The organism is Mucilaginibacter sp. 320_HR (assembly GCF_059691875.1).
The window spans coordinates 98,802-118,010 of record NZ_JCAWAI010000001.1; the positions used below are offsets into that span (position 1 = coordinate 98,802).

Below are 19,209 nucleotides of genomic sequence, written 5' to 3' on the forward strand. Positions count from 1 at the left end.
GGCATGCCAACACCATAATATGCCTTATTGAGCTCATTTACAAATAACTACGAAGTGAGCTGTACGTAAACGTACAGTTTTAGTGCGATATCGAACGGGATAAATGAGCAAATGGTGTAACAAAAAAGCGGAGATGCTACATTAGCATCACCGCTTTCCTTCATCCGCATGGTGAGTGCGATACTATATTAAAGCTTTATTTCTTCGTCCTTATTGGAGAAAAAGTGGAACTCGGTGATCTGATAGGCAGGGTTGCTTTTTATTTTGATCCACTGGTTGTACTTAAAGTACCATTTAAGCTGGCGATTAAAAAAGCCCTTTTTAATGTAAGCTTCTATGTACGGGTGTACGCAAAGCGTAATATTTTTTTCATTCTGCTCCTCCAGTATGTAATTGAAGTTGTTCTCAATATCATCCAGCAGCAGTATGGTTGGCCGTATAGTTCCGGTTCCGTTACAGGTAGGGCAAACTTCGGTAGTTACAATGTTCATCTCCGGGCGCACGCGCTGGCGGGTAATTTGCACTAAACCAAATTTACTAGGAGGCAGTATGGTGTGCTTAGCACGGTCATGCGCCATCTCGGCCCTAAGGTGGTCAAAAAGGTCCTTACGGTTAGTTGGCTTGTGCATGTCAATAAAATCGACCACTACAATACCGCCCATATCCCTGAGGCGCAACTGGCGGGCAATTTCGCGCGCAGCTTCTTTGTTTACCTGGAAAGCGTTCTCCTCCTGGTTCTCCTTGTTGGCAGTGCGGTTACCGCTGTTTACGTCTATAACGTGCAGCGCTTCGGTATGCTCAATTACCAGGTAAGCTCCGCCGGCAAGGTTTACCGTTTTGCCAAAAGCACCCTTAATCTGCTTTTCTATACCATGGTATTCAAACAGCGGGTCCTTATGCTTGTGCAGGCGCACAATGCTTTCCATCTCGGGCGATATCTCGTGTATATACGAGCGCACCTCATCATACATCCCCTGTTCGTTGGTGTATATATGCTGAAAGTCGGGGTTTAAAATATCCCTCAGGATGGTTGATGTGCGGCCAATTTCGCCAAGCACTTTCTTAGCAGGTTCGGTACCGGGTAGCTTGGTAACAAAGGTTTCCCATTTGGCTATCAAATCAAGCAGGTCCTTTTGCAGTTCCTGTACACCTTTACCCTCAGATACCGTACGTATAATTACCCCAAAATGCTGCGGCTTAATGCTTTCCACCACTTTACGGAGGCGTGTACGCTCAGTATTGCTTTTTATCTTTTTAGAGATAGAGATAACTTCCGAAAAAGGCACCAGTACAACATAACGGCCGGCTATTGACAGATCTGAACTAAGGCGCGGGCCTTTGGTAGAGATAGGTTCTTTGGCAATTTGTACAGGTATAAGCCCGCCTTTCGCTAAAACATCAGAGATCTTGCCTCCTTTGTTTATATCGGCTTCGAGCTTAAAGTTATCTAAAAGCTTTGATTGGTATCCCCCGCTACGTACCTGTTTGGTAAGCTTAAGCAGGCTTTGTACCTGCGGCCCCAAATCAAGGTAATGCAAAAAGGCATCCTTCTCATAACCTACATCCACAAAAGCAGCGTTCAGGCTCGGCATAATTTTTTTAATGCGGCCTAAATAAATATCTCCAACAGTATAATTATTGGTGATCTGCTCTTTATGGAGTTCTACAAGTTGTTTGTCCTGTAATAATGCAATAGTAGCCCCGTTGGGGGATGAATCGATAATTAATTCTTTTATCAATTGCTACTCCATTTCTTAAAATGGCGCGTTGGAGCGCCATATGTTATAAGTGGACAAAAACATACATAAAAGCCCCCTAACGGGGGCATAAACTACTTAAAGCAGCTTATTTTTTCTTATGCCTGTTTTTTCTTAAACGCTTTTTGCGTTTGTGGGTAGCCATTTTATGTCTCTTACGTTTTTTACCGCTTGGCATGATAATAATTTTTAAGTGTTTGTTATTTTTTTAATTCCTTTATATACTCGTCAATGCGTTGCCCGGCAACGGGGTCGTCCATTAATTTTTTGCACCTTTCGTAAGCTTCAATAGCGTCCTGCTTTTGGCCCAGCTGCTTATAGCTTTCTGCCAGGTAAAACAATGGCTCCACTTCTTCTTTGGTTTGCAGCATGGTTTTAAACCTGCCTACTGCTTTGTCATACTGCCCGCTCTTCATGGCAAACATGCCAAGGTTAAGCAATGCTGCATGATTTTTTGGGTCTTGCTTTACTACATCAAGCAGTAAAGTAATACCCTGCATAGGCATACCGCCACCATTTACAAGTGCCACCCCTAAGCCGGTTTTGGCTTCAAGATCATCAGGCTTTTGTTTGGTCGCATTTTGAAAAGCTTCTGCGGCATTAGCGGCAAGGCCTGCTTGCTGCGCCTGGTCTTCAGTTGCTTTTGTTGCTTCGTTAAAACGGTTACCTGTGTTAACCCAGTCGGCAAATTCGTTGTTCTTACGGGCAAGCGCCCGGTAATAAAACGCAGCTGGTGCAGGTTGCTGTGCCTGGTCCCACAATGTAGCCAACTGGCGCTGAAGGGCCGGCTTGTCGGCCTCACCTGCAGCTTTCAGCTTTTCTTCCAGCGTGTTTATTTGCTGAAGCTGTTCCTGCGATAGTCCTGGTTTTGCAAGTGCTGCAGCTGCTTCCTCGGTAACATTGGCGGCTTGCTGCTGTGCCGGTGCAACGCCGGCAGTGCTGTTGCTTGTTTCTTTTGGCTTTACAAGGCCTTTAACAGGCAATACATACAAATAGCCCATAGTAGCAACTACTATCGCACTTACGACTATTTGTTTTTTGTTCATACTTATTATTTGCTTGCTTTAGCAGATTTGTTGCCTGTGCGTACTTTCTCTACAAAAGTTTTAGCTGGCTTAAAGCTGGGTACAAAATGCTCAGGGATAATAATGGCAGTGTTTTTTGAAATGTTACGCGCGGTCTTTTTAGCTCTTTTCTTTACCACAAAGCTACCGAAACCTCTTACGTAAACATTCTCGCCGCCTACCATTGAGCTTTTCACTACTTTGAAAAACGCTTCAACAGTTTCCTGCACGTCCACCTTCTCGATACCTGTTTTAGAAGAGATTTCAGCTATAATTTCTGCCTTGGTCATATCCTGTTTTCTTTTATTTAATTGTATAAATACTTAACTGTTTTGGGGTTGCAAAAGTATCGCTTTAAAATTAAAGATTAAAATAAATGGCGCATTTTTTTTGGAAGCGGCATCAAACACGTTTTCTGAGTTAAAATTATGATACTAAAATGGATAATGTATTTTTGTATTGAATGGATCTATCCTCCAAACTCATCACCTGGTATACCGAAAATAAACGTGATCTTCCATGGCGAAATACAACAGATGCTTACACCATTTGGCTGTCTGAAATTATACTGCAGCAAACGCGCGTAGAGCAGGGTTTACCGTATTTTAACCGCTTTTTGGACCGCTACCCTACCGTTACTGATTTTGCGGCTGCACCCGAAGACGATATTTTAAAACTTTGGCAAGGCCTTGGGTATTATTCCCGCGGACGCAATATGCTCAAAACGGCGCAGTTGGTGCAGGAGCATTATAATGGTGTGTTCCCCGTGACGTATAGCCAGCTGCTTAAGCTTAAAGGGATAGGCGAGTACACCGCAGCAGCTATCTCGTCCTTTGCAGCTAATGAGGCCAAGGCCGTGGTTGACGGCAATGTTTACCGCGTGCTGGCACGGTACTTTGGTGTAGATGAACCTATAAATCTACCTAAGGGGAAAAAGCTGTTCCAGCAATTGGCTGATGAGGTACTTGACCAGGAACGACCGGGATTGCACAACCAGGCAATGATGGAGTTTGGGGCAATGCTGTGTAAACCCCGTAACCCTGCATGTGGTATTTGCCCGGTAAGGCTTAACTGTGTTGCATTTAAATTAAACTCGACAACGGCACTTCCCGTAAAAGTGAACAAGATCAAGAAGCGGGTAAGATTTTTTAACTATTTGTTAAATATTGAAAATGATAAGCTTGTACTTAATAAGCGCGACGAAAGTGGTATTTGGGCAAATATGTATGATTTACCCCTGTTTGAAAGTGACAGGCAGTTAACGCCGGACGAAGTTTTAGATATAGTTGAAGTACAGGAATATTTTGGAGAAAAAGTAAAAATTAAGTATAATTCGGCTGTTGTGAAACATGTTTTGACACACCAGGAGCTGTTTATACAGTTTATAGTAATTGAAGAGAAACCTATAAAAATGAAACCGGAATGGTTTTTTACAAATGTTGCTGATTTGGAAAAATTAGCCTTGCCAAAACCGATTTTTATATTTATAAAATATTTTTTTAATTTCTAAATAATTCTCCGTTAATTTATGCCATGTCTGGAATTAATAAAGTAATACTTGTTGGTCATTTAGGAAAAGACCCTGAGGTAAGGCATTTGGAGGGCGGCGTTGCCGTTGCTAGTTTTCCTTTGGCTACTTCTGAAACATTTAATAAAGAAGGCAGAAAAGTAGAGCAGACAGAGTGGCACAACATCGTGATGTGGCGCGGTCTTGCTGATGTTGCTGCAAAATTTTTACAAAAAGGAAAACTTGTTTATATAGAGGGAAAATTACGCACCCGTTCCTTTGAAGATAAAGAGGGAATAAAAAAATACACTACAGAAGTAGTGGCTGAGAACTTTACTATGCTTGGCCGTAAAACTGATTTTGAAAGCGGCGAAAGCCGTGTTGCCAGAGCTGTAGAAAATGAAAATTTTAAGGGTGGCGACAGTGACGACCTCCAGTACTAACCAATAATACACCTAATTAAAGCCCTGCTACCTGCGGGGCTTTTTTTATGCCATAAAGTTTGTAACAGGGGTGTAACACTTGTTACAGTGTAAAAAAGAGAGGTATATATAAATCTCTGTATTTCAGCATATTGTTCTATAAGCTGTTTTGGGTAAACTGTATCACCATTTTAAAACTGTAACATGGGATTTTGTTAAATAGCTCAGCAGTAAGTTTTTAGATGTTTTTAAAGCGAGCAAAGTGTAACAGGTGTAACACGCGCGCGTGTTACACCTGTTACACAAAACTAAGCCCAAATACCGAAAGGTATCTGGGCTTAGTTCTTAAGGCAAAGCGCGTAAGCTCATCCTGATAATTACCGTGCACCCGGGGCGCAATGTTCCCGCAGGTAATTGGTGTACAATGTGCGCAAGTGCTGCGTAGTGCCCGGCCCTTCAGCTATGCCGTGGGTACGGTTAGGATAGCTCATCAATTCAAATTGTCGGTTATATTTCACCAGCTCATTTATCAGCTGCTCGGCATTGTTATAGTGTACGTTATCATCGCCAGTACCATGTATATAAAGCAGGTTGCCTTTCAAGTTTTTAGCATAAGTTATCGGTGAACCTTTGCGGTACGCTTCACGGCCGGCTTCGTCTACCGGTACGCCGGTATAACGTTCCTGGTAAATGTTGTCATAATTGAGCTGGTTACCTACTGCAGCAACAGCTATGCCTGTTTTAAATATCTCCGGATATTGGAACATCAGGTTAAGTGTTGATGATCCGCCACCGCTCCATCCCCAAACAGCCACGCGAGAGCTATCCATGTATGCACGGTCTTTAAGCATTTGTTTCATACCTAAAGCAAGGTCGCGTATGTTTAAGGTGCCTATCCCTTTATATATAGATTTGCGCCATTCACGTCCCTTAGGTACAGGTGTACCCCTGTTGTCTATAGAAACGTATATATAGCCGTCTTTCGCCATGTTACCGGTGTACAAGAAGTTGTAAGTAGCGCCAAACTCGTCTTTAACATTTTGTCCCCATGGTTCGCCGTAAACGTAAAGAACAACAGGGTATTTCTTTTTAGGGTCGAAGTTATCAGGCTTTTGCATCCATCCGTCCATTTCCACGCCTTCTTCGTCTTTAACTTTAAAGAATTCAATATTAGAACGTGTTTTGGCAGCGGCAGACGCAGCAATAGCTTTAGCTACTTCTTCGGCACCGCTAAAGGTCTTGTGCTCAGGCAGGGATACTACTTCATTAGCTTCCTGGGTGTAATAATTGGAGAAGGAATGTGTCGCCGCTTTGCCATTCGGCGATACGTCGTAGCTGTGTGTGCCGGGTTGGCTCATTGGGGTAAGGCGCTCTGCAACTCCGCTACCATCCAGCTTTGTACGGTAAAGATATTTTTGAGTAGCGTTTTGGGGAGAGGCAGAAAAATACACATAGCCCGATTTCTCGTCTACCGCGTTGATCTGCATTACATCATAGTTGCCCTTGGTTATGAGCTTCTCTTTTTTACCATCATGGCTAATGCGGTACAGGTGGCGCCATCCGTCCTTTTCACTGGCCCACATAAATTCCTTGCCGTTATTAAACCAATCCCATCCGCCGTAGTAATAATGCTCCTCCCACTCGGGCAAAATGTCCAGCCAGGCTGCGTCTTTTTCCTCGTAAATAGTTTTTGCAGCGCCTGTGCCTACGTTGCACAGCATTATCTCGGTTTGGTTCTGGGCGCGGTTAAGGTGTTGGATGATCAGTTCTGAATTATTTGCCGCCCACTCCATGCGGGGCACGTATGATTGAAGTACAGGATCTGTCGGGATGTCCATCCATTTAGTACTGCCGCCTGCAGCGCTTACCACACCAATTTTAAATGGTGACGGCGCTTCGCCCGCTACCGGGTATTCAACAGGCTTAACAAACGGGTAAATCGAATCGGTAGTGTTCAGCATCAAATAGTTTCTGGTCTTGCTGGCGTCTATTTGCCAGTAAGCTATCTGTTTGCTGTCGGGGCTCCAGCGGAAACCATCGCGGCAAAAAAATTCTTCTTCGTAAGCCCAGTCAAAAGTGCCGTTTATAAGTTTTTCGGTGCCGTCAGTTGTTAGCTGTTTTATGCTGTTGTCTGCAAGTGTTTCTACGTAGATGTTGTGGCCGCTGACATAGCCCACTTTGGTGGCATCCGGCGAAAATTTGCCAAACATTAATGATGATGCAGGCAACTGCCCACCAAGTTTGGTGAGCTTTTTAGCGGCCATGTCATATACCCAATAATCTCCGCGTGTTGCATAGCGCCAAACACGTTTCGCTTTCGTATAGATGAGCGCTTTCTGCCCGTCTTCAGAAAGGTAGAAATTACGCACTGCAACAGGCTCCTGGCCGGCTGGCGTTAGCATGGCACGACTTAGTACAACCGTTTTCTTGGACGCATCGCGCGCGTCCAGCATCACTACTTCGCCGTTTTGCACTTTGTAGTACTGATAGCCATCTGTAGCCCAATGAGTAGACGGAATTTGCGCAAAAGCAGTTTGTATGCTTAGTGCCATTAACAATAAAAGGAATACCCTGCCCCAATTAAAACTTTTCATCATCACTAATTTCTAATTATGGGCTGAATATACTGAAATGAGGTATTATTTCAATACCTCACCTATCGGAGTTCCTATATTACCGCTGGGTGCCTGTATGTGCAATAGTGCCGCAAGGGTAGCTGCTATATCCGTCATGTGCGTTTCACGAACAAGGCTTCCATGTTTAATACCCCAACCCATAAACACTAATGGAATATGTGCATCGTAAGGGTTCCAGGTGCCGTGGGTTGTACCGGTGCCACCGTGGCCGCCATACCAACCTGGTTTCAGCACTATTTGTACAGTCCCGCTGCGCTCGGCATTGTAGCCGTTTATAATACGTGTACGTAAATCTGCCGGAATGTTAGCGGTTTGGGCCCGCTGCATATCTACTACGTAAGCAACACCAGCCTGTTTTTGCAATAACTGGATACAATCTGCCTTAACACCTTCTTCGCTGATCTTTTCCTTTTCAAGCGAGGTGTAGTTTAAGTTTACCTGATAATTAGATAGTGATCGTACAAGTCCCTTTGTTTTGTATTTGTCTTCCAGGGCTGTGTTAAGCTTTGTTAATGCAGCACTTTCGTCCCAGTACCCTGCAGGAATGTTGTGGTCAATAAGGAAATTAGGATTGTGTGCAGCTCCGTGGTCAGCACTCAGGAATACACTGTAGTTACCTTTACCGAGCTTGCCATCCAGAAAAGTAAAAAATGCAGCCAGGTCTTTATCCAGGCGAAGGTAAGTGTCTTCAACCTCTATTGAGTTAGGCCCAAACTGGTGGCCAATATAATCGGTAGACGACAGGCTCACCGCCAGGAAGTCTGTTACCGTGTTCTGTCCCATTTTCTCGTTATCTACCGCAGCGCGGGCAAGGTCCAGAGTCATGGAGTTGCCATACGGTGTATTGCGGATCATGCCCACGCGGCCTTTATATAACTCCGAAGTTTTTATTGGGAAGGTAGGCGTTTCGGCTCCTGCAAATTTGCCTTCGTATTTAGGGCTGTTGTCTGCGGCGCTTTGTAAATAGGTGTTTACAGGGTACAGTGTGTTCCAGTCCTGCTTTAGGTACTTTTCTGCAGGCTTGCCCGCATTAAAGGTTTTTACCCATGCCGGAAGCGCGTTCATGTAGAACGTGCTTGTTATCCAGTTGCCGCTTGCATCGTCAAACCAGTAGGCAGCGTTTGCTGCATGCCCTGCTGGCAGTATGCCGCCACGGTCTTTCAACGCTATACCGATAACTTTAGAGCGAAAGTTAGTGGCAAGCTTCAACTCGTCTGTAATGGTGCTGGCCTGCAAATTTTTTGGAGACATTTTGCCCGCCACTGAGGTGCTGCCCACTGTACTAACCGTAGTATCTTCAGTGCAGTACATTGATCTTCCGGTAGCCTGTACAATAAAGTCGTTACCGGCAATGCCATGAATAGCAGGAACCGAGCCGGTATAAATAGAGCTATGACCAATAGCTGTTACTGTTGGTATATAGGGTATAAGGGTATTCTCACATGTAAATCCCTCATTAAGCATGCGCTTAAAACCACCCGCCTGGTAGCGGTCATAATATCGGTACAAGTAATCCCATCGCATCTGGTCTACAACTATCCCAACCACCAGTTTGGGCCTTGGTAAAGCAGTTTGGATTACTGTAGATGTTTTTTTGTTTTGTGCGAAACTACCGGCTGAATACAATAGCGCGGCTAAGAGAAGATACTTAACTTTCATTGGGTAAATGTTAACAAAACGCAAATATGGGTAATGCGTTTTACATCCAATGTGATATTTATGTTATATAACCGTTTAGTAGAAAACAGCCCCTCGGTTAAAAGATAAAGGCTGCCGTATGTGGGCAGCCTTTATTATGGAATTGAGTTTATGTTATTTATTAAATGCGTCGTACAAGGTTTTAGCTATCAACTCTCCGCCCTTTTCTCCCGGGTGCTTGCCATCAGGATTCATGTAGCCCTGATCGATAGATGCCTGGCTGAAATGAGGGAACACAGCGGCAAGGTTTACAAATGCGGTATTGTTTTCTAAAGCAAGTTGGTATAGTGCGGCACCATAATCGGCAATCTTGTAAGCTTTCGGTTCCAGCTTTTCGTACTTTGTTTCCGGCGGGCACATTAATAATATATCACAATTAGGATGAGCTTCTCTCACTCTGTTTATTATGTATTGTACATTCACCCGCAAGTTTTCCGGTTCAATACCCAGTTCCATTTCGTTTGTGCCAAAACTTATGATCACTCCCTTTGGATTTAACACCTTTACCGCGTCTCTCCACTGATCATTCTGAGCAAAAAACACGGAAATTCCACCAGACATACCCGCCTTGTGAACTGTTAAATTTCCGCTTTTTCTACCCACTACGCCGCAAAAACGCTGCCCTGCTTTAAGCGACTCAATATCAAGGTTAATAACAGACCCGGCTGCTGATGTATTTACAATAACATTTGCTATGGTACTATTTGCTGCTTCGGCACTCATGGTTGTCCAGTCCCCTCCATTTACCCTGTACCGGAAACTTCCTGCACCCGGGTGTTGCTCATAGATGATGGTAATTGTATTAAGAGGGATAGTAGAAACAACATTGATAGGAGCATTGTCGATATTGCTTTTTACATCTCCGCATGGGCCAATTGCATCTGCCTGATTAAGTGCCCACTGCATTGCGCTGTAAGTAAACGTTAGTTGAGATGGGTCGATAGAACTGTCAATAGAGTTAGAGTCGTTTTCATCGAAACGGCCGAAACTGCAATAACCCGGGCCACCGTCTGAAAGGCCGCTATTAATCAATTTGCCTTTTAAGTTTAGGGTGTAGTAATCACCTTGAATATAAGAGTCGCCGATTGCAACAAGGTCATAACCTATAGATGGTGTTTTCTTAAAATTTTTAAACGCTACTATCTTATCAAGATTTGCAGTTGCTGGTATACCACCAGTGCCTTCATTTTTTATAATTGGCTCACCTGCTTTTTTACAACCAGCTGCAAGTAGTAAAACGGCAATAAGGGTTAAAGCCCCTGCACGGCTGCTCCATTTTTTTAATCCTTTCGTATTTAAATCAGCGCTAGACATCATTTTCATAAGTGTAAATAGTACCAGTAGATAATGAACATATATTGCAACAAGGGTGCGTTTAACAAAATATTTCGTCAATAAAAATAAAAAAAATTAAACGAAACCGCGGTTTAAATAATTATTTGGCAAAACTTGACAGTCGTTATCGTACCACAACTTGTAATCCATTCATCTTTAAACAACAAAAGGCAGCTTATCTGTAAATAAGCTGCCTTTGTAGGTTGTTGTATCTGATCAGAAACTTAAGGTTACAGAAGCCAGGAAGTTTCGTGTTGCCTGCGGAAAGTAGTAGTTGTAATTAACTACCTGTCCACCTTCAATATCCGGGTAGGTTGCGCCATTTGCCTCGTACTTTTTGCTGAATACGTTGCTAACCAGCAAGCCTAACCCGATATTCTTGATACAGTGTACGCTGAAATTGTAGCGTAGCCGTACATCATTTACAAAATAGCTGTTTAGCTTTCGGTCGGTTATAAAGCGGTTATCACCGGTCACCGGGAAACCAGCAGGGTTGGTGTTCATAGTATTATCTAAATACTGGCTGCCCACGTATTTGCTTACAAAAGCGATCTCGCTGCCTTTGAATGGAGCATAACTTAATTCACTATAACCGGTAAACGACGGCGAGAAAGCAATATCAGTTTTCTTAAATGTTTGCCCTACCAGCGTGTTATCATCGTAGTTTGAAAAGAACTGGCCGTAATTTTTAATTTTATTGGTGCTGATGGTTGCATTAGCCGCCCAGCTAAAGTTGTCGGTAATTTTTACGCGGCCATCAAGCTCGATACCGGCGCGGTAGCTATCCTTAACATTTTGCCGTATTGGCTCGCCTACATCGTTTAAAGCACCTGTTAATATTAGCTGGTTACTGTACAACATGTAAAACAGGTTAATGCCACCTTTGAAAACCTCACTTGTAGTACGGTAGCCTGCTTCAAAGTCTTTCAGGCTTTCTGCTTTGGGGCGTGTTAGCGGCGTGGAGTTAACGTAGTCGTCACGGTTAGGTTCGTGGTGGCCTACAGCAAATGAAGCATAAATGTTATTGTCGTCATTAAACTGGTAAGTTAAACCAACTTTAGGGTTAAAAAAGTTAAGTGTTGCCTCCTGTTGTGCATTGTTTAAGTTCTGGTCAAGGCCAAAGAAAGAATAAGCTACCCTGCGGTACTGCAAGTCACCGTATAAGGTAACATCACCCGCTTTAAATTCACCACGGGTGAAAATGTTGAAGTCGTTCTTTTTGGCATCGTCGCGGTAGTACTCGTAATTTGGTGTAATACCTGCGCTTTGCGCGGTATATATAATATTACCAAAGTGCGCGCCTGTGTAACGATTGTACGCGCCGCCCAACGTTAAATTAAGTGCATCAGTTGGCACGTACTTAAGGGCATAAGTAACGCCATAAAAGTCATTATCCAACCAGCGGCGACGCGCAAGGTCGGTCCTGACTATTGTATCTCCGCCGATAATTACAGGAGTTAAGCCATAGTCCGCTACTTTTGCGCCTGTTTTATATTCCTCGTAATAGCCTTTACCTTTGGTATAGTGCAATGCGCCGCTGAATGATAGTTTATCACTCAGCTTTTGATCATACAGTAATTGGTAATGGTTCTGTGTATAATCATCTACCTGGTCTTTGTAATACTGCCCGTTTGGCATCAGCCCCAATTCGTTATATGTGCGGTTGTTGGGGACGGTGTTATCGCCAATAATATAATCCGGCACACCGTTCCAGGCCTGGTAAGTACGTTCGTAGCCCGAGAATACGTTAGCCCGCAACGTGCTGGTTTTACCATAATAAGCACCGCTTACGAAGAATGACTTCAAATTTGACGAGGCCCTGTCTATATAGCCGTCGCTGCGAATGCGTGATAAACGGCCATCAACACTAAAATGACCACCAAGCAAGCCGGTTCCCAGGTTTACAGTGTTTTTAACAGTACCGAACGAACCTGCCGATGTGCTGATATCTGCATAACCGGTATCCCTGCGTGTTGTGGTCTGAATGTTTATACTGCCACCAAATGCACCTGCGCCGTTGGTAGATGTACCTACACCACGCTGCACCTGGATGTTGTTGATAGAGGATGCAATATCCGGCAGGTCAACAAAGTAAGAGCCCTGGCTCTCAGAGTCGTTATAGGGGATACCGTTAATGGTTACATTCACCCTTGTAGCATCGCTGCCACGGATGCGGATACCGGTATAACCCACACCTGCGCCGGCATCAGAAGTAGTAACTACCGATGGGGTTTGGTTGAGCAGGTACGGAAGATCCTGCCCGAAATTGCGCTTTTGCAGCTCCTGCCTGCTTACGTTTGTAAAAGCGGTGGGCGAATTTTTGCCCGCCCTCGTTGCGGTAACCGTAACTTCTTCAATACTTGTTGCATTAGCGCTAAGTATGAAGTTGATGGTTTGACTACCTTTTAAAACAACAGATTTGCTGTTGATAGTGTACCCTACATAGCTGGCTTCAATGGTGTAAGTGCCGGTAGTAAGATTGTTGAACTGATACTTGCCCGCCGCATCTGTTACGGTGGACGAAGCGGTTTGTTTTAAGCTGATGGTTGCGCCCGGCAGTGCCTCGCCGGTTTGACTAGTAACCTTTCCGCTGATGGAAAGTTGAGCCGATGCCAGTACAGGCAGCAGCAGGGCGATAAGCGCCGCAAAAAAGTTTTTCAAAATGTTTGAACAATAAATGAGTTAAACCATCTGCTCGCCGGGATAAAACGGCAGTACACTTAACTTGTTACCTCTCCCTACGCCGGCATTACCCGGATCAGGTGTCACTCCCCGGCCCTGTGTTAGCGGAGCTACTTACTTAGTCGACTTAAGTATTATAGCTCCCTTTCAGGGGGATGGGGGGTATGGGTTTGATCTCAGCCTGTCTTTCAGTTTGATTGCTCAAAGCAAGGCACCCCTTGAGAATTATGCGGCAAAGATATATTTTTTTAGTACCGAAAGGCTAAAACTCATTAAATAGCTGAGATTTTTAAAGGTAATAAGTGTTTTAAACACACTTTCCGCCGCGCTGACTTGCGGACTTCCCGACTAAAAACCTACTTTTGCAGACTTTTTAACAAGGAAACTATGCTACGTACACACACTTGCGGACAATTAAATATCAGCAATTTAGGCGAGACGGTAACCCTCTGCGGATGGGTGCAAAAATCGCGGGACCTGGGCGGCACCACCTTTATTGATGTGCGCGACCGTTATGGTTTAACCCAGTTGATATTTAATACCGATAGTAACGCGCAGCTGCGTGAAACCAGCCGTGGCCTAGGCCGCGAGTTTGTGATAAAAGTTACCGGTAAGGTGCTTGAGCGTACCAACAAGAACTTAAAAATACCCACCGGCGAAATTGAGATACTGGTAACCGAACTTGAGGTGCTTAACGCTGCAAAGATCCCACCTTTCCTGATAGAGGACGAAACTGATGGTGGTGAGGAACTCCGTGCTAAATACCGCTATCTGGACCTGCGCCGCAACCCTATACGTAACAATCTGGTGCTTCGCCATAAAATGGCACAGGAGATACGCCGTTACTTGTCTGAACTTGACTTTATAGAGGTAGAAACTCCGGTGCTTATCAAATCTACACCGGAAGGCGCGCGCGACTTTGTGGTGCCCAGCCGCATGAACCCGGGTGAGTTTTACGCGCTGCCGCAATCGCCGCAAACCTTTAAGCAGTTGCTGATGGTAAGCGGGTTTGACCGTTACTTTCAGATCGTTAAATGTTTTAGGGACGAAGACCTGCGCGCAGACCGCCAGCCGGAGTTTACCCAGATAGACTGCGAGATGTCGTTCATCACGCAGGAAGATATCCTGAACATTTTTGAAGGGTTAACCCGTCATTTGTTCCGCCATGTAAAGGGTGTGGAGTTTGAAGATTTTCCACGTATGCAGTACGCAGACGCTATGCGCCTGTACGGTTCCGACAAGCCCGACACTCGTTTCGGGATGCAGTTTGTTGAACTGACTGACGTTGTAAAAGGCAAGGGTTTTGGTGTTTTTGATAATGCCGAACTGGTAGTAGCCATTAATGCTAAAGGTTGCGCAAACTACACCCGCAAGCAAATAGATGAATTGACCGAATGGCTGAAGCGCCCGCAAATAGGTGCAACAGGTTTGATCTACGCCCGTCACAATGAGGATGGGACCATTAAATCATCTGTAGATAAGTTTTATAATGAAGAAGAGCTGGCCAAATGGTCGGCTGCTTTAGAAACCGAAAAGGGTGACCTTATCGTGGTGCTTGCCGGCCAAACCGACAAAGTACGCAAGCAAATGAACGAGCTGCGCCTGGAAATAGGCGGCCGTTTGGGCTTACGCAACAAAAATAAGTTCTCGCCGCTTTGGGTAGTAGATTTCCCGTTGCTGGAATGGGACGAAGAATCCGGCCGTTACCATGCCATGCACCACCCGTTCACTTCGCCAAAGCCGGAAGATATCGCCTTACTAGACACTGCCCCTGGTGATGTACGCGCCAACGCTTATGACCTTGTAATCAACGGTACCGAAATAGGTGGTGGTTCTATCCGTATCCACGACCGTGGTTTGCAATCGCTTATGTTTAAACACCTGGGCTTTTCTGCAGAAGAAGCACAGAAGCAATTTGGCTTTTTGATGGATGCTTTTGAGTTTGGCGCACCTCCGCATGGTGGCATTGCATTCGGTTTTGACAGGCTCGCCTCTATCTTTGCCGGATTGGATTCAATCCGCGATGTGATCGCCTTCCCGAAAAATAATTCCGGCCGTGATGTAATGATAGACTCGCCATCCACTATCGCCGAAGCACAGATGAACGAATTAAAAATAAAAACAACTGTATCGTAAGCCGCAGTTTTCCCGTTACCACAGATATGAAGAAAGTTTTATTAATTCTGAGTTTCGTAATTGTTGGCTTATCTGCCTGCAAGAAAGACAAGACTATTAGCGCCAGCGAGCAAGCTGCCATTGATGATGCTGCTATTCAAACTTACCTGGCTGCTAACCCCAGCATCAATGCAACTAAAGATCCATCCGGTGTATATTACCAGGTGCTTACTGAGGGTAATGGTACAAATCCAACATTGAGTTCTACTGTTACAGTTAATTACGTTGGTAAACTATTGGATGGTACGCAGTTTGAGAGTGGCAATATTACATATGCGCTAACATCTCTAATTAAAGGATGGCAGTATGGCGTGCCACATGTAAAATCTGGCGGCCGTATATTACTTATCATTCCATCCGGTTTGGCTTATGGTCCAAATGGATCAGGTAAAATTCCAGGTAATGCTAATCTGATATTTACTATCGACCTGTTAAGTTTTAAATAGACTCTATAACAACATAACTGAAAGCGACGGCACCTAACCGTCGCTTTTTTGTTATTCAGGGTTTGTGCAAGGCTGATGAAATTTCAACACATTTAGCATAACTTAAGCTGCCAAATCCCTCAATATGAAAAAGCGGTATACTTTGTTACTTTCCTTATCGGTTCTTTATGCTAACGCACAAACCTCCCAATATCTAAAAGCTGTTGCAACAAAAGCTGATGCCATGCAAACTCAAATTGTGTCCTGGCGGCGTGACTTTCATGAGCACCCTGAATTGGGTAACCGCGAGGTACGCACATCCGGCATTATTTCTAAATATTTAACCTCGCTGGGCATGGAAGTGAAAACCGGCATAGCCACCACCGGAGTTGTTGGGATATTAAAAGGTGCAAAGCCGGGGCCGGTTGTTGCTTTGCGGGCAGATATGGATGGCCTGCCTGTAACAGAACGTAATAATTTACCTTTTAAATCAACCGTAACTACCGAGTACAATGGGCAGCAGGTAGGCGTTATGCATGCCTGCGGGCACGACTCACACATGGCAATATTAATGGGCGTAGCCAAAGTGCTGTCTGATATGAAGGGCGATTTACACGGAACAGTGAAGTTTATTTTCCAGCCTGCAGAAGAAGGTGCTCCGGCTGGCGAAAAAGGTGGTGCAGAGGAAATGGTGGCTGAAGGCGTAATGCAGAACCCTAAAGTGGATGTGGTATTTGGTTTGCACATCAACTCTCAGACAGAAGTAGGTAAGATCACTTACCGGCCGGGTGGAACCATGGCAGGGGTAAGCGATATGCGCATTACAGTAAAAGGCCGCTCAGCACATGGCGCCTACCCATGGAGCAGTGTTGACCCGGTAGTTGTTTCAGCACAGATCATAAACAGTTTGCAAAGCATTGTAAGCCGCAATGTTAATGTTACGGAGAACCCGGCGGTAGTAACTGTAGGGGCGATAAAGGGTGGTACTCGCTTTAATATCATCCCCGAAAGTGTGCAGATGGACGGCACGCTACGTTATTTTACAGAGGGCGACCACAAGCTGCTTACTGAGAATGTGCGGCGTATTGCCATCAAAACCGCAGAGGCTTATGGTGCAACTGCCGAGGTACAAATACCCTATAGCAACCAATACCCGGTTACTTTTAATGATGTTGCTCTTACCCAAAAAATGCTACCTACACTACAGGCCACAGCAGGTGCAAACAACGTGCTGCTGGTACCACCGGTAACCGGAGCGGAAGATTTTAGCTTTTTTCAGCAAAAGGTTCCGGGCATATTTTTCTTTCTAGGGGGAATGCCTAAAAATGGTAATAGGCTAACCGCCCCGTCTCACCACACGCCGGACTTTTACATAGATGAAAGCGGATTTACCCTCGGTATTAAAGCGCTGTGTAATTTGACGCTGGATTATATGGCGATAAGTAAAGGAAAATAATACCTGGCGGGCGTTAAAGATAAAGCACGATGGCGTTTTTCAAGTACCTTAGAAGTAGCTCTCTTGATAATACAGAGATGTTTATGTCGGCAAATGAAGTCGATTATTTCCCCTTTCATATGCACGATTACTACTGCGTTTCTGTTATCACCGATGGAACGGAGGTGCTGCAAACCCGGCAATCAAGCTATTATGCCACCAGTGGCTCCATTTCTATTACTCAGGCTAATGAGGCGCATAAAAACTTCTCATTAGATGAGAGTGGTTACAGCTACAAAACGCTTTACGTAAATCCGGAAGTACTAAAATATTTTAATAAAGGAAAGGCTGTAAATAAACTTGAAAGAGTTATAGAAGACCAATTTATTGCTGACGCTATTAATGCTTTATTCGATGGTAGTGTTATCTGCAATGCACACCTTGATGGGATAATCAAAAATCTGGCGAAATATTCAACTGGTCCTGGCGAACAAAGTATAGATGTATTTACACGTATTGATGAAATGATATCTGAAGCAGGTTTTGAAAAAGTAACCTTAGATTGGCTAGCCCGCAGTTTTTGCATGAGTAAGTATCATTTTATCAGGAGGTTTAAAGCTGCAAAAGGCATTACACCTCAGGCCTATGTAACAATAAGCAGGTTAAAGGCAGCCAAGAGTTTGCTGCTAAATGGAGCGCCTGTAAAAGATGCTGCATTTGCCACCGGGTTCTACGACAGTACCCATCTGAATACTGCTTTAAAAAAGTTTTTCGGAGTAAACGCCTGTGCGATAAAAAATAGCAATATTATACATTGTACCTGAATTGGTTGGACCTAAATTTATAACAAAAAGTAAATGAAAGGTCTGTTGATGCTTATGTTGTTGGTAAAATGTTGCTGGGCACAAACCAATAATCACCTCCGCTCTAAAGTAACCGTTACTTATAACGTTAACCTCGAAACTTATTTTTTCGCGGAAAAGCTTGCAGTAGAACACATTAATGATTTTGTGTTTGACCATAAAGATTGGAACTATGCACACCAGCCAATAGTTTACTATGGGTATTTACAATTCAAGAACCATGCGAATAATTCGACCGTTTTGCGGATAGCTCAATTGATCAAACAAGTTAAGGATACTTACCAGGACAACGCGCCTATAATGGACTACCTTGTTAATCAGAAAGAGTTTCCCGCTACAGGCCCGCTTTATAACTCATCACTGGTTGATGGTAATGGTAACCATCCGGAGATGATCCAGGTGCTTGCTGAACTTACCGAAAGCCTAAGAAAGTTTTACTACCAAGCCAATGTTGCTTTGTTTCTTGAACAAAACAAGGCATTCTATCAAGGAACAATAGCTGAGGTGACGAAAGATGTCGATGTGGCATCATTTCCGGCATTGGAAAAGTGGTATGGTAAGAAGTTTCCTGCTTATAAGATTTTTGTGGTTCCTTCTATGCCAATTACAGCCGGCGTAGATAATTATCGCGGTATCAGTCCGCGTATTGTTTCGCCGCAGGGTTTTATACCGTCAATAGTGATGAGTTCGCACCGGGTGCTTCTGCTGCAAAACAGTTTGCATTCCTATAAAAAATTCGGATTTGATAATCCGGAGGTCACTCACCTGCTAACCAAACATGAGATTGGACATACATTCGTAAACCCGGAGGCTGAGAAGTTTGCTGATCAGATCAAAAAGGACTCTGCCTTGTTTACGGTCGCACTCCAAAAATCATTAGCACCGCACTACATCAATAACTGGTACATATGTGTAGTGGAGCATTTAGTGCGGCTTGGAGAAATAAGGACTGCCGTTGCAATGGGCAATAGCAAGGAAGTAAAACGCCTGAGGAGAGTTCATATTGGTGAATATAAATGCGTGCTTTTGCCACTACTTGAAACTCAGGCGAAGAAGTATGAAGCCAATCGGCAACGCTATCATAACTTTAAACAGTACCTGCCAAAGATGCTAGCTTACCTTCACTCGTTAACGCCGGTGATTATTGATCAACAGGTAAAAAAATATGGTAAGCCAAAGGGATAGCAAAGCTTATTTAAACGATTCATAG

The 19,209-nt window shown here is 44.2% G+C and carries 14 protein-coding genes; 7 read left to right on the top strand and 7 right to left on the bottom strand.

Annotated features, from left to right (window positions below; genetic code table 11):
- Positions 1 to 188: 188 nt before the first annotated feature.
- From AC59GT_RS00420 to AC59GT_RS00430, 3 genes are all read right to left on the bottom strand, one after another.
- Complete coding sequence (locus AC59GT_RS00420; protein WP_497235801.1) at positions 189 to 1,739, bottom strand: Rne/Rng family ribonuclease; 1,551 nt, start codon at positions 1,737 to 1,739, stop codon at positions 189 to 191.
- 218 nt (positions 1,740 to 1,957) lie between these two features.
- A complete protein-coding gene (locus tag AC59GT_RS00425; RefSeq protein WP_497235802.1) occupies positions 1,958 to 2,803 on the bottom strand; it encodes a tetratricopeptide repeat protein in 846 nt (281 codons plus the stop codon).
- Positions 2,804 to 2,808: 5 nt separating this feature from the next.
- Complete coding sequence (locus AC59GT_RS00430; protein WP_117384757.1) at positions 2,809 to 3,111, bottom strand: HU family DNA-binding protein; 303 nt, start codon at positions 3,109 to 3,111, stop codon at positions 2,809 to 2,811.
- Positions 3,112 to 3,284: 173 nt separating this feature from the next.
- Between AC59GT_RS00430 and mutY the strand changes: the two genes are divergently transcribed.
- Both mutY and AC59GT_RS00440 read left to right on the top strand, forming a co-directional pair.
- Entirely contained in the window at positions 3,285 to 4,331 is a 1,047-nt protein-coding gene (gene mutY, locus AC59GT_RS00435; protein WP_497235803.1) for an A/G-specific adenine glycosylase, read from the top strand.
- 23 nt (positions 4,332 to 4,354) lie between these two features.
- Positions 4,355 to 4,771: a single-stranded DNA-binding protein gene (locus AC59GT_RS00440; protein ID WP_497235804.1), complete on the top strand. Its 417-nt coding sequence runs from the start codon at positions 4,355 to 4,357 to the stop codon at positions 4,769 to 4,771.
- 356 nt (positions 4,772 to 5,127) lie between these two features.
- Here the strand turns inward: AC59GT_RS00440 and AC59GT_RS00445 are convergent, their stop codons facing one another.
- The 4 genes from AC59GT_RS00445 to AC59GT_RS00460 all read right to left on the bottom strand — a co-directional run bounded on the left by AC59GT_RS00445 (position 5,128) and on the right by AC59GT_RS00460 (position 13,080).
- Positions 5,128 to 7,347 carry a S9 family peptidase gene (locus AC59GT_RS00445; protein ID WP_497235805.1) on the bottom strand — a complete coding sequence of 740 codons (2,220 nt, stop codon included), beginning with the start codon at positions 7,345 to 7,347 and terminating at the stop codon, positions 5,128 to 5,130.
- A 42-nt stretch (positions 7,348 to 7,389) separates the two neighbouring features.
- Positions 7,390 to 9,045, bottom strand: coding sequence for an alkaline phosphatase PafA (gene pafA, locus AC59GT_RS00450; RefSeq protein ID WP_497235806.1), 1,656 nt, complete (start codon positions 9,043 to 9,045; stop codon positions 7,390 to 7,392).
- Positions 9,046 to 9,198: 153 nt separating this feature from the next.
- Positions 9,199 to 10,401 carry an SGNH/GDSL hydrolase family protein gene (locus AC59GT_RS00455; protein WP_497235807.1) on the bottom strand — a complete coding sequence of 401 codons (1,203 nt, stop codon included), beginning with the start codon at positions 10,399 to 10,401 and terminating at the stop codon, positions 9,199 to 9,201.
- A 234-nt stretch (positions 10,402 to 10,635) separates the two neighbouring features.
- Positions 10,636 to 13,080: a TonB-dependent receptor gene (locus AC59GT_RS00460; protein ID WP_497235808.1), complete on the bottom strand. Its 2,445-nt coding sequence runs from the start codon at positions 13,078 to 13,080 to the stop codon at positions 10,636 to 10,638.
- Positions 13,081 to 13,488: 408 nt separating this feature from the next.
- Here AC59GT_RS00460 and aspS point away from each other — a divergent pair, with 408 nt between their 5' ends.
- The 5 genes from aspS to AC59GT_RS00485 all read left to right on the top strand — a co-directional run bounded on the left by aspS (position 13,489) and on the right by AC59GT_RS00485 (position 19,184).
- On the top strand, positions 13,489 to 15,237 hold the full coding sequence (gene aspS, locus AC59GT_RS00465; RefSeq protein ID WP_497235809.1) for an aspartate--tRNA ligase: 1,749 nt from the start codon (positions 13,489 to 13,491) through the stop codon (positions 15,235 to 15,237).
- A 26-nt stretch (positions 15,238 to 15,263) separates the two neighbouring features.
- Complete coding sequence (locus AC59GT_RS00470) at positions 15,264 to 15,722, top strand: FKBP-type peptidyl-prolyl cis-trans isomerase (RefSeq protein WP_497235810.1); 459 nt, start codon at positions 15,264 to 15,266, stop codon at positions 15,720 to 15,722.
- 124 nt (positions 15,723 to 15,846) lie between these two features.
- Entirely contained in the window at positions 15,847 to 17,157 is a 1,311-nt protein-coding gene (locus AC59GT_RS00475) for an amidohydrolase (RefSeq protein WP_497235811.1), read from the top strand.
- Positions 17,158 to 17,240: 83 nt separating this feature from the next.
- Entirely contained in the window at positions 17,241 to 17,960 is a 720-nt protein-coding gene (locus AC59GT_RS00480) for an AraC family transcriptional regulator (RefSeq protein ID WP_497235812.1), read from the top strand.
- A 33-nt stretch (positions 17,961 to 17,993) separates the two neighbouring features.
- Positions 17,994 to 19,184 (top strand): DUF4932 domain-containing protein, encoded by a 1,191-nt coding sequence (locus AC59GT_RS00485; protein WP_497235813.1) that lies wholly within the window; start codon positions 17,994 to 17,996, stop codon positions 19,182 to 19,184.
- The last annotated feature ends 25 nt before the right edge of the window (positions 19,185 to 19,209 follow it).

Excerpts from the sequence above, each read along its gene's own strand:
- pafA (WP_497235806.1), bottom strand. The coding sequence starts at position 9,045 with ATGAAAGTTAAGTATCTTCTCTTAGCCGCGCTATTGTATTCAGCCGGT.
- AC59GT_RS00425 (WP_497235802.1), bottom strand. The coding sequence starts at position 2,803 with ATGAACAAAAAACAAATAGTCGTAAGTGCGATAGTAGTTGCTACTATG.
- AC59GT_RS00440 (WP_497235804.1), top strand. The coding sequence starts at position 4,355 with ATGTCTGGAATTAATAAAGTAATACTTGTTGGTCATTTAGGAAAAGAC.
- AC59GT_RS00445 (WP_497235805.1), bottom strand. The coding sequence starts at position 7,347 with ATGATGAAAAGTTTTAATTGGGGCAGGGTATTCCTTTTATTGTTAATG.
- aspS (WP_497235809.1), top strand. The coding sequence starts at position 13,489 with ATGCTACGTACACACACTTGCGGACAATTAAATATCAGCAATTTAGGC.
- AC59GT_RS00480 (WP_497235812.1), top strand. The coding sequence starts at position 17,241 with ATGTCGGCAAATGAAGTCGATTATTTCCCCTTTCATATGCACGATTAC.
- AC59GT_RS00485 (WP_497235813.1), top strand. The coding sequence starts at position 17,994 with ATGAAAGGTCTGTTGATGCTTATGTTGTTGGTAAAATGTTGCTGGGCA.
- AC59GT_RS00475 (WP_497235811.1), top strand. The coding sequence starts at position 15,847 with ATGAAAAAGCGGTATACTTTGTTACTTTCCTTATCGGTTCTTTATGCT.
- AC59GT_RS00430 (WP_117384757.1), bottom strand. The coding sequence starts at position 3,111 with ATGACCAAGGCAGAAATTATAGCTGAAATCTCTTCTAAAACAGGTATC.
- AC59GT_RS00470 (WP_497235810.1), top strand. The coding sequence starts at position 15,264 with ATGAAGAAAGTTTTATTAATTCTGAGTTTCGTAATTGTTGGCTTATCT.
- AC59GT_RS00455 (WP_497235807.1), bottom strand. The coding sequence starts at position 10,401 with ATGATGTCTAGCGCTGATTTAAATACGAAAGGATTAAAAAAATGGAGC.
- mutY (WP_497235803.1), top strand. The coding sequence starts at position 3,285 with ATGGATCTATCCTCCAAACTCATCACCTGGTATACCGAAAATAAACGT.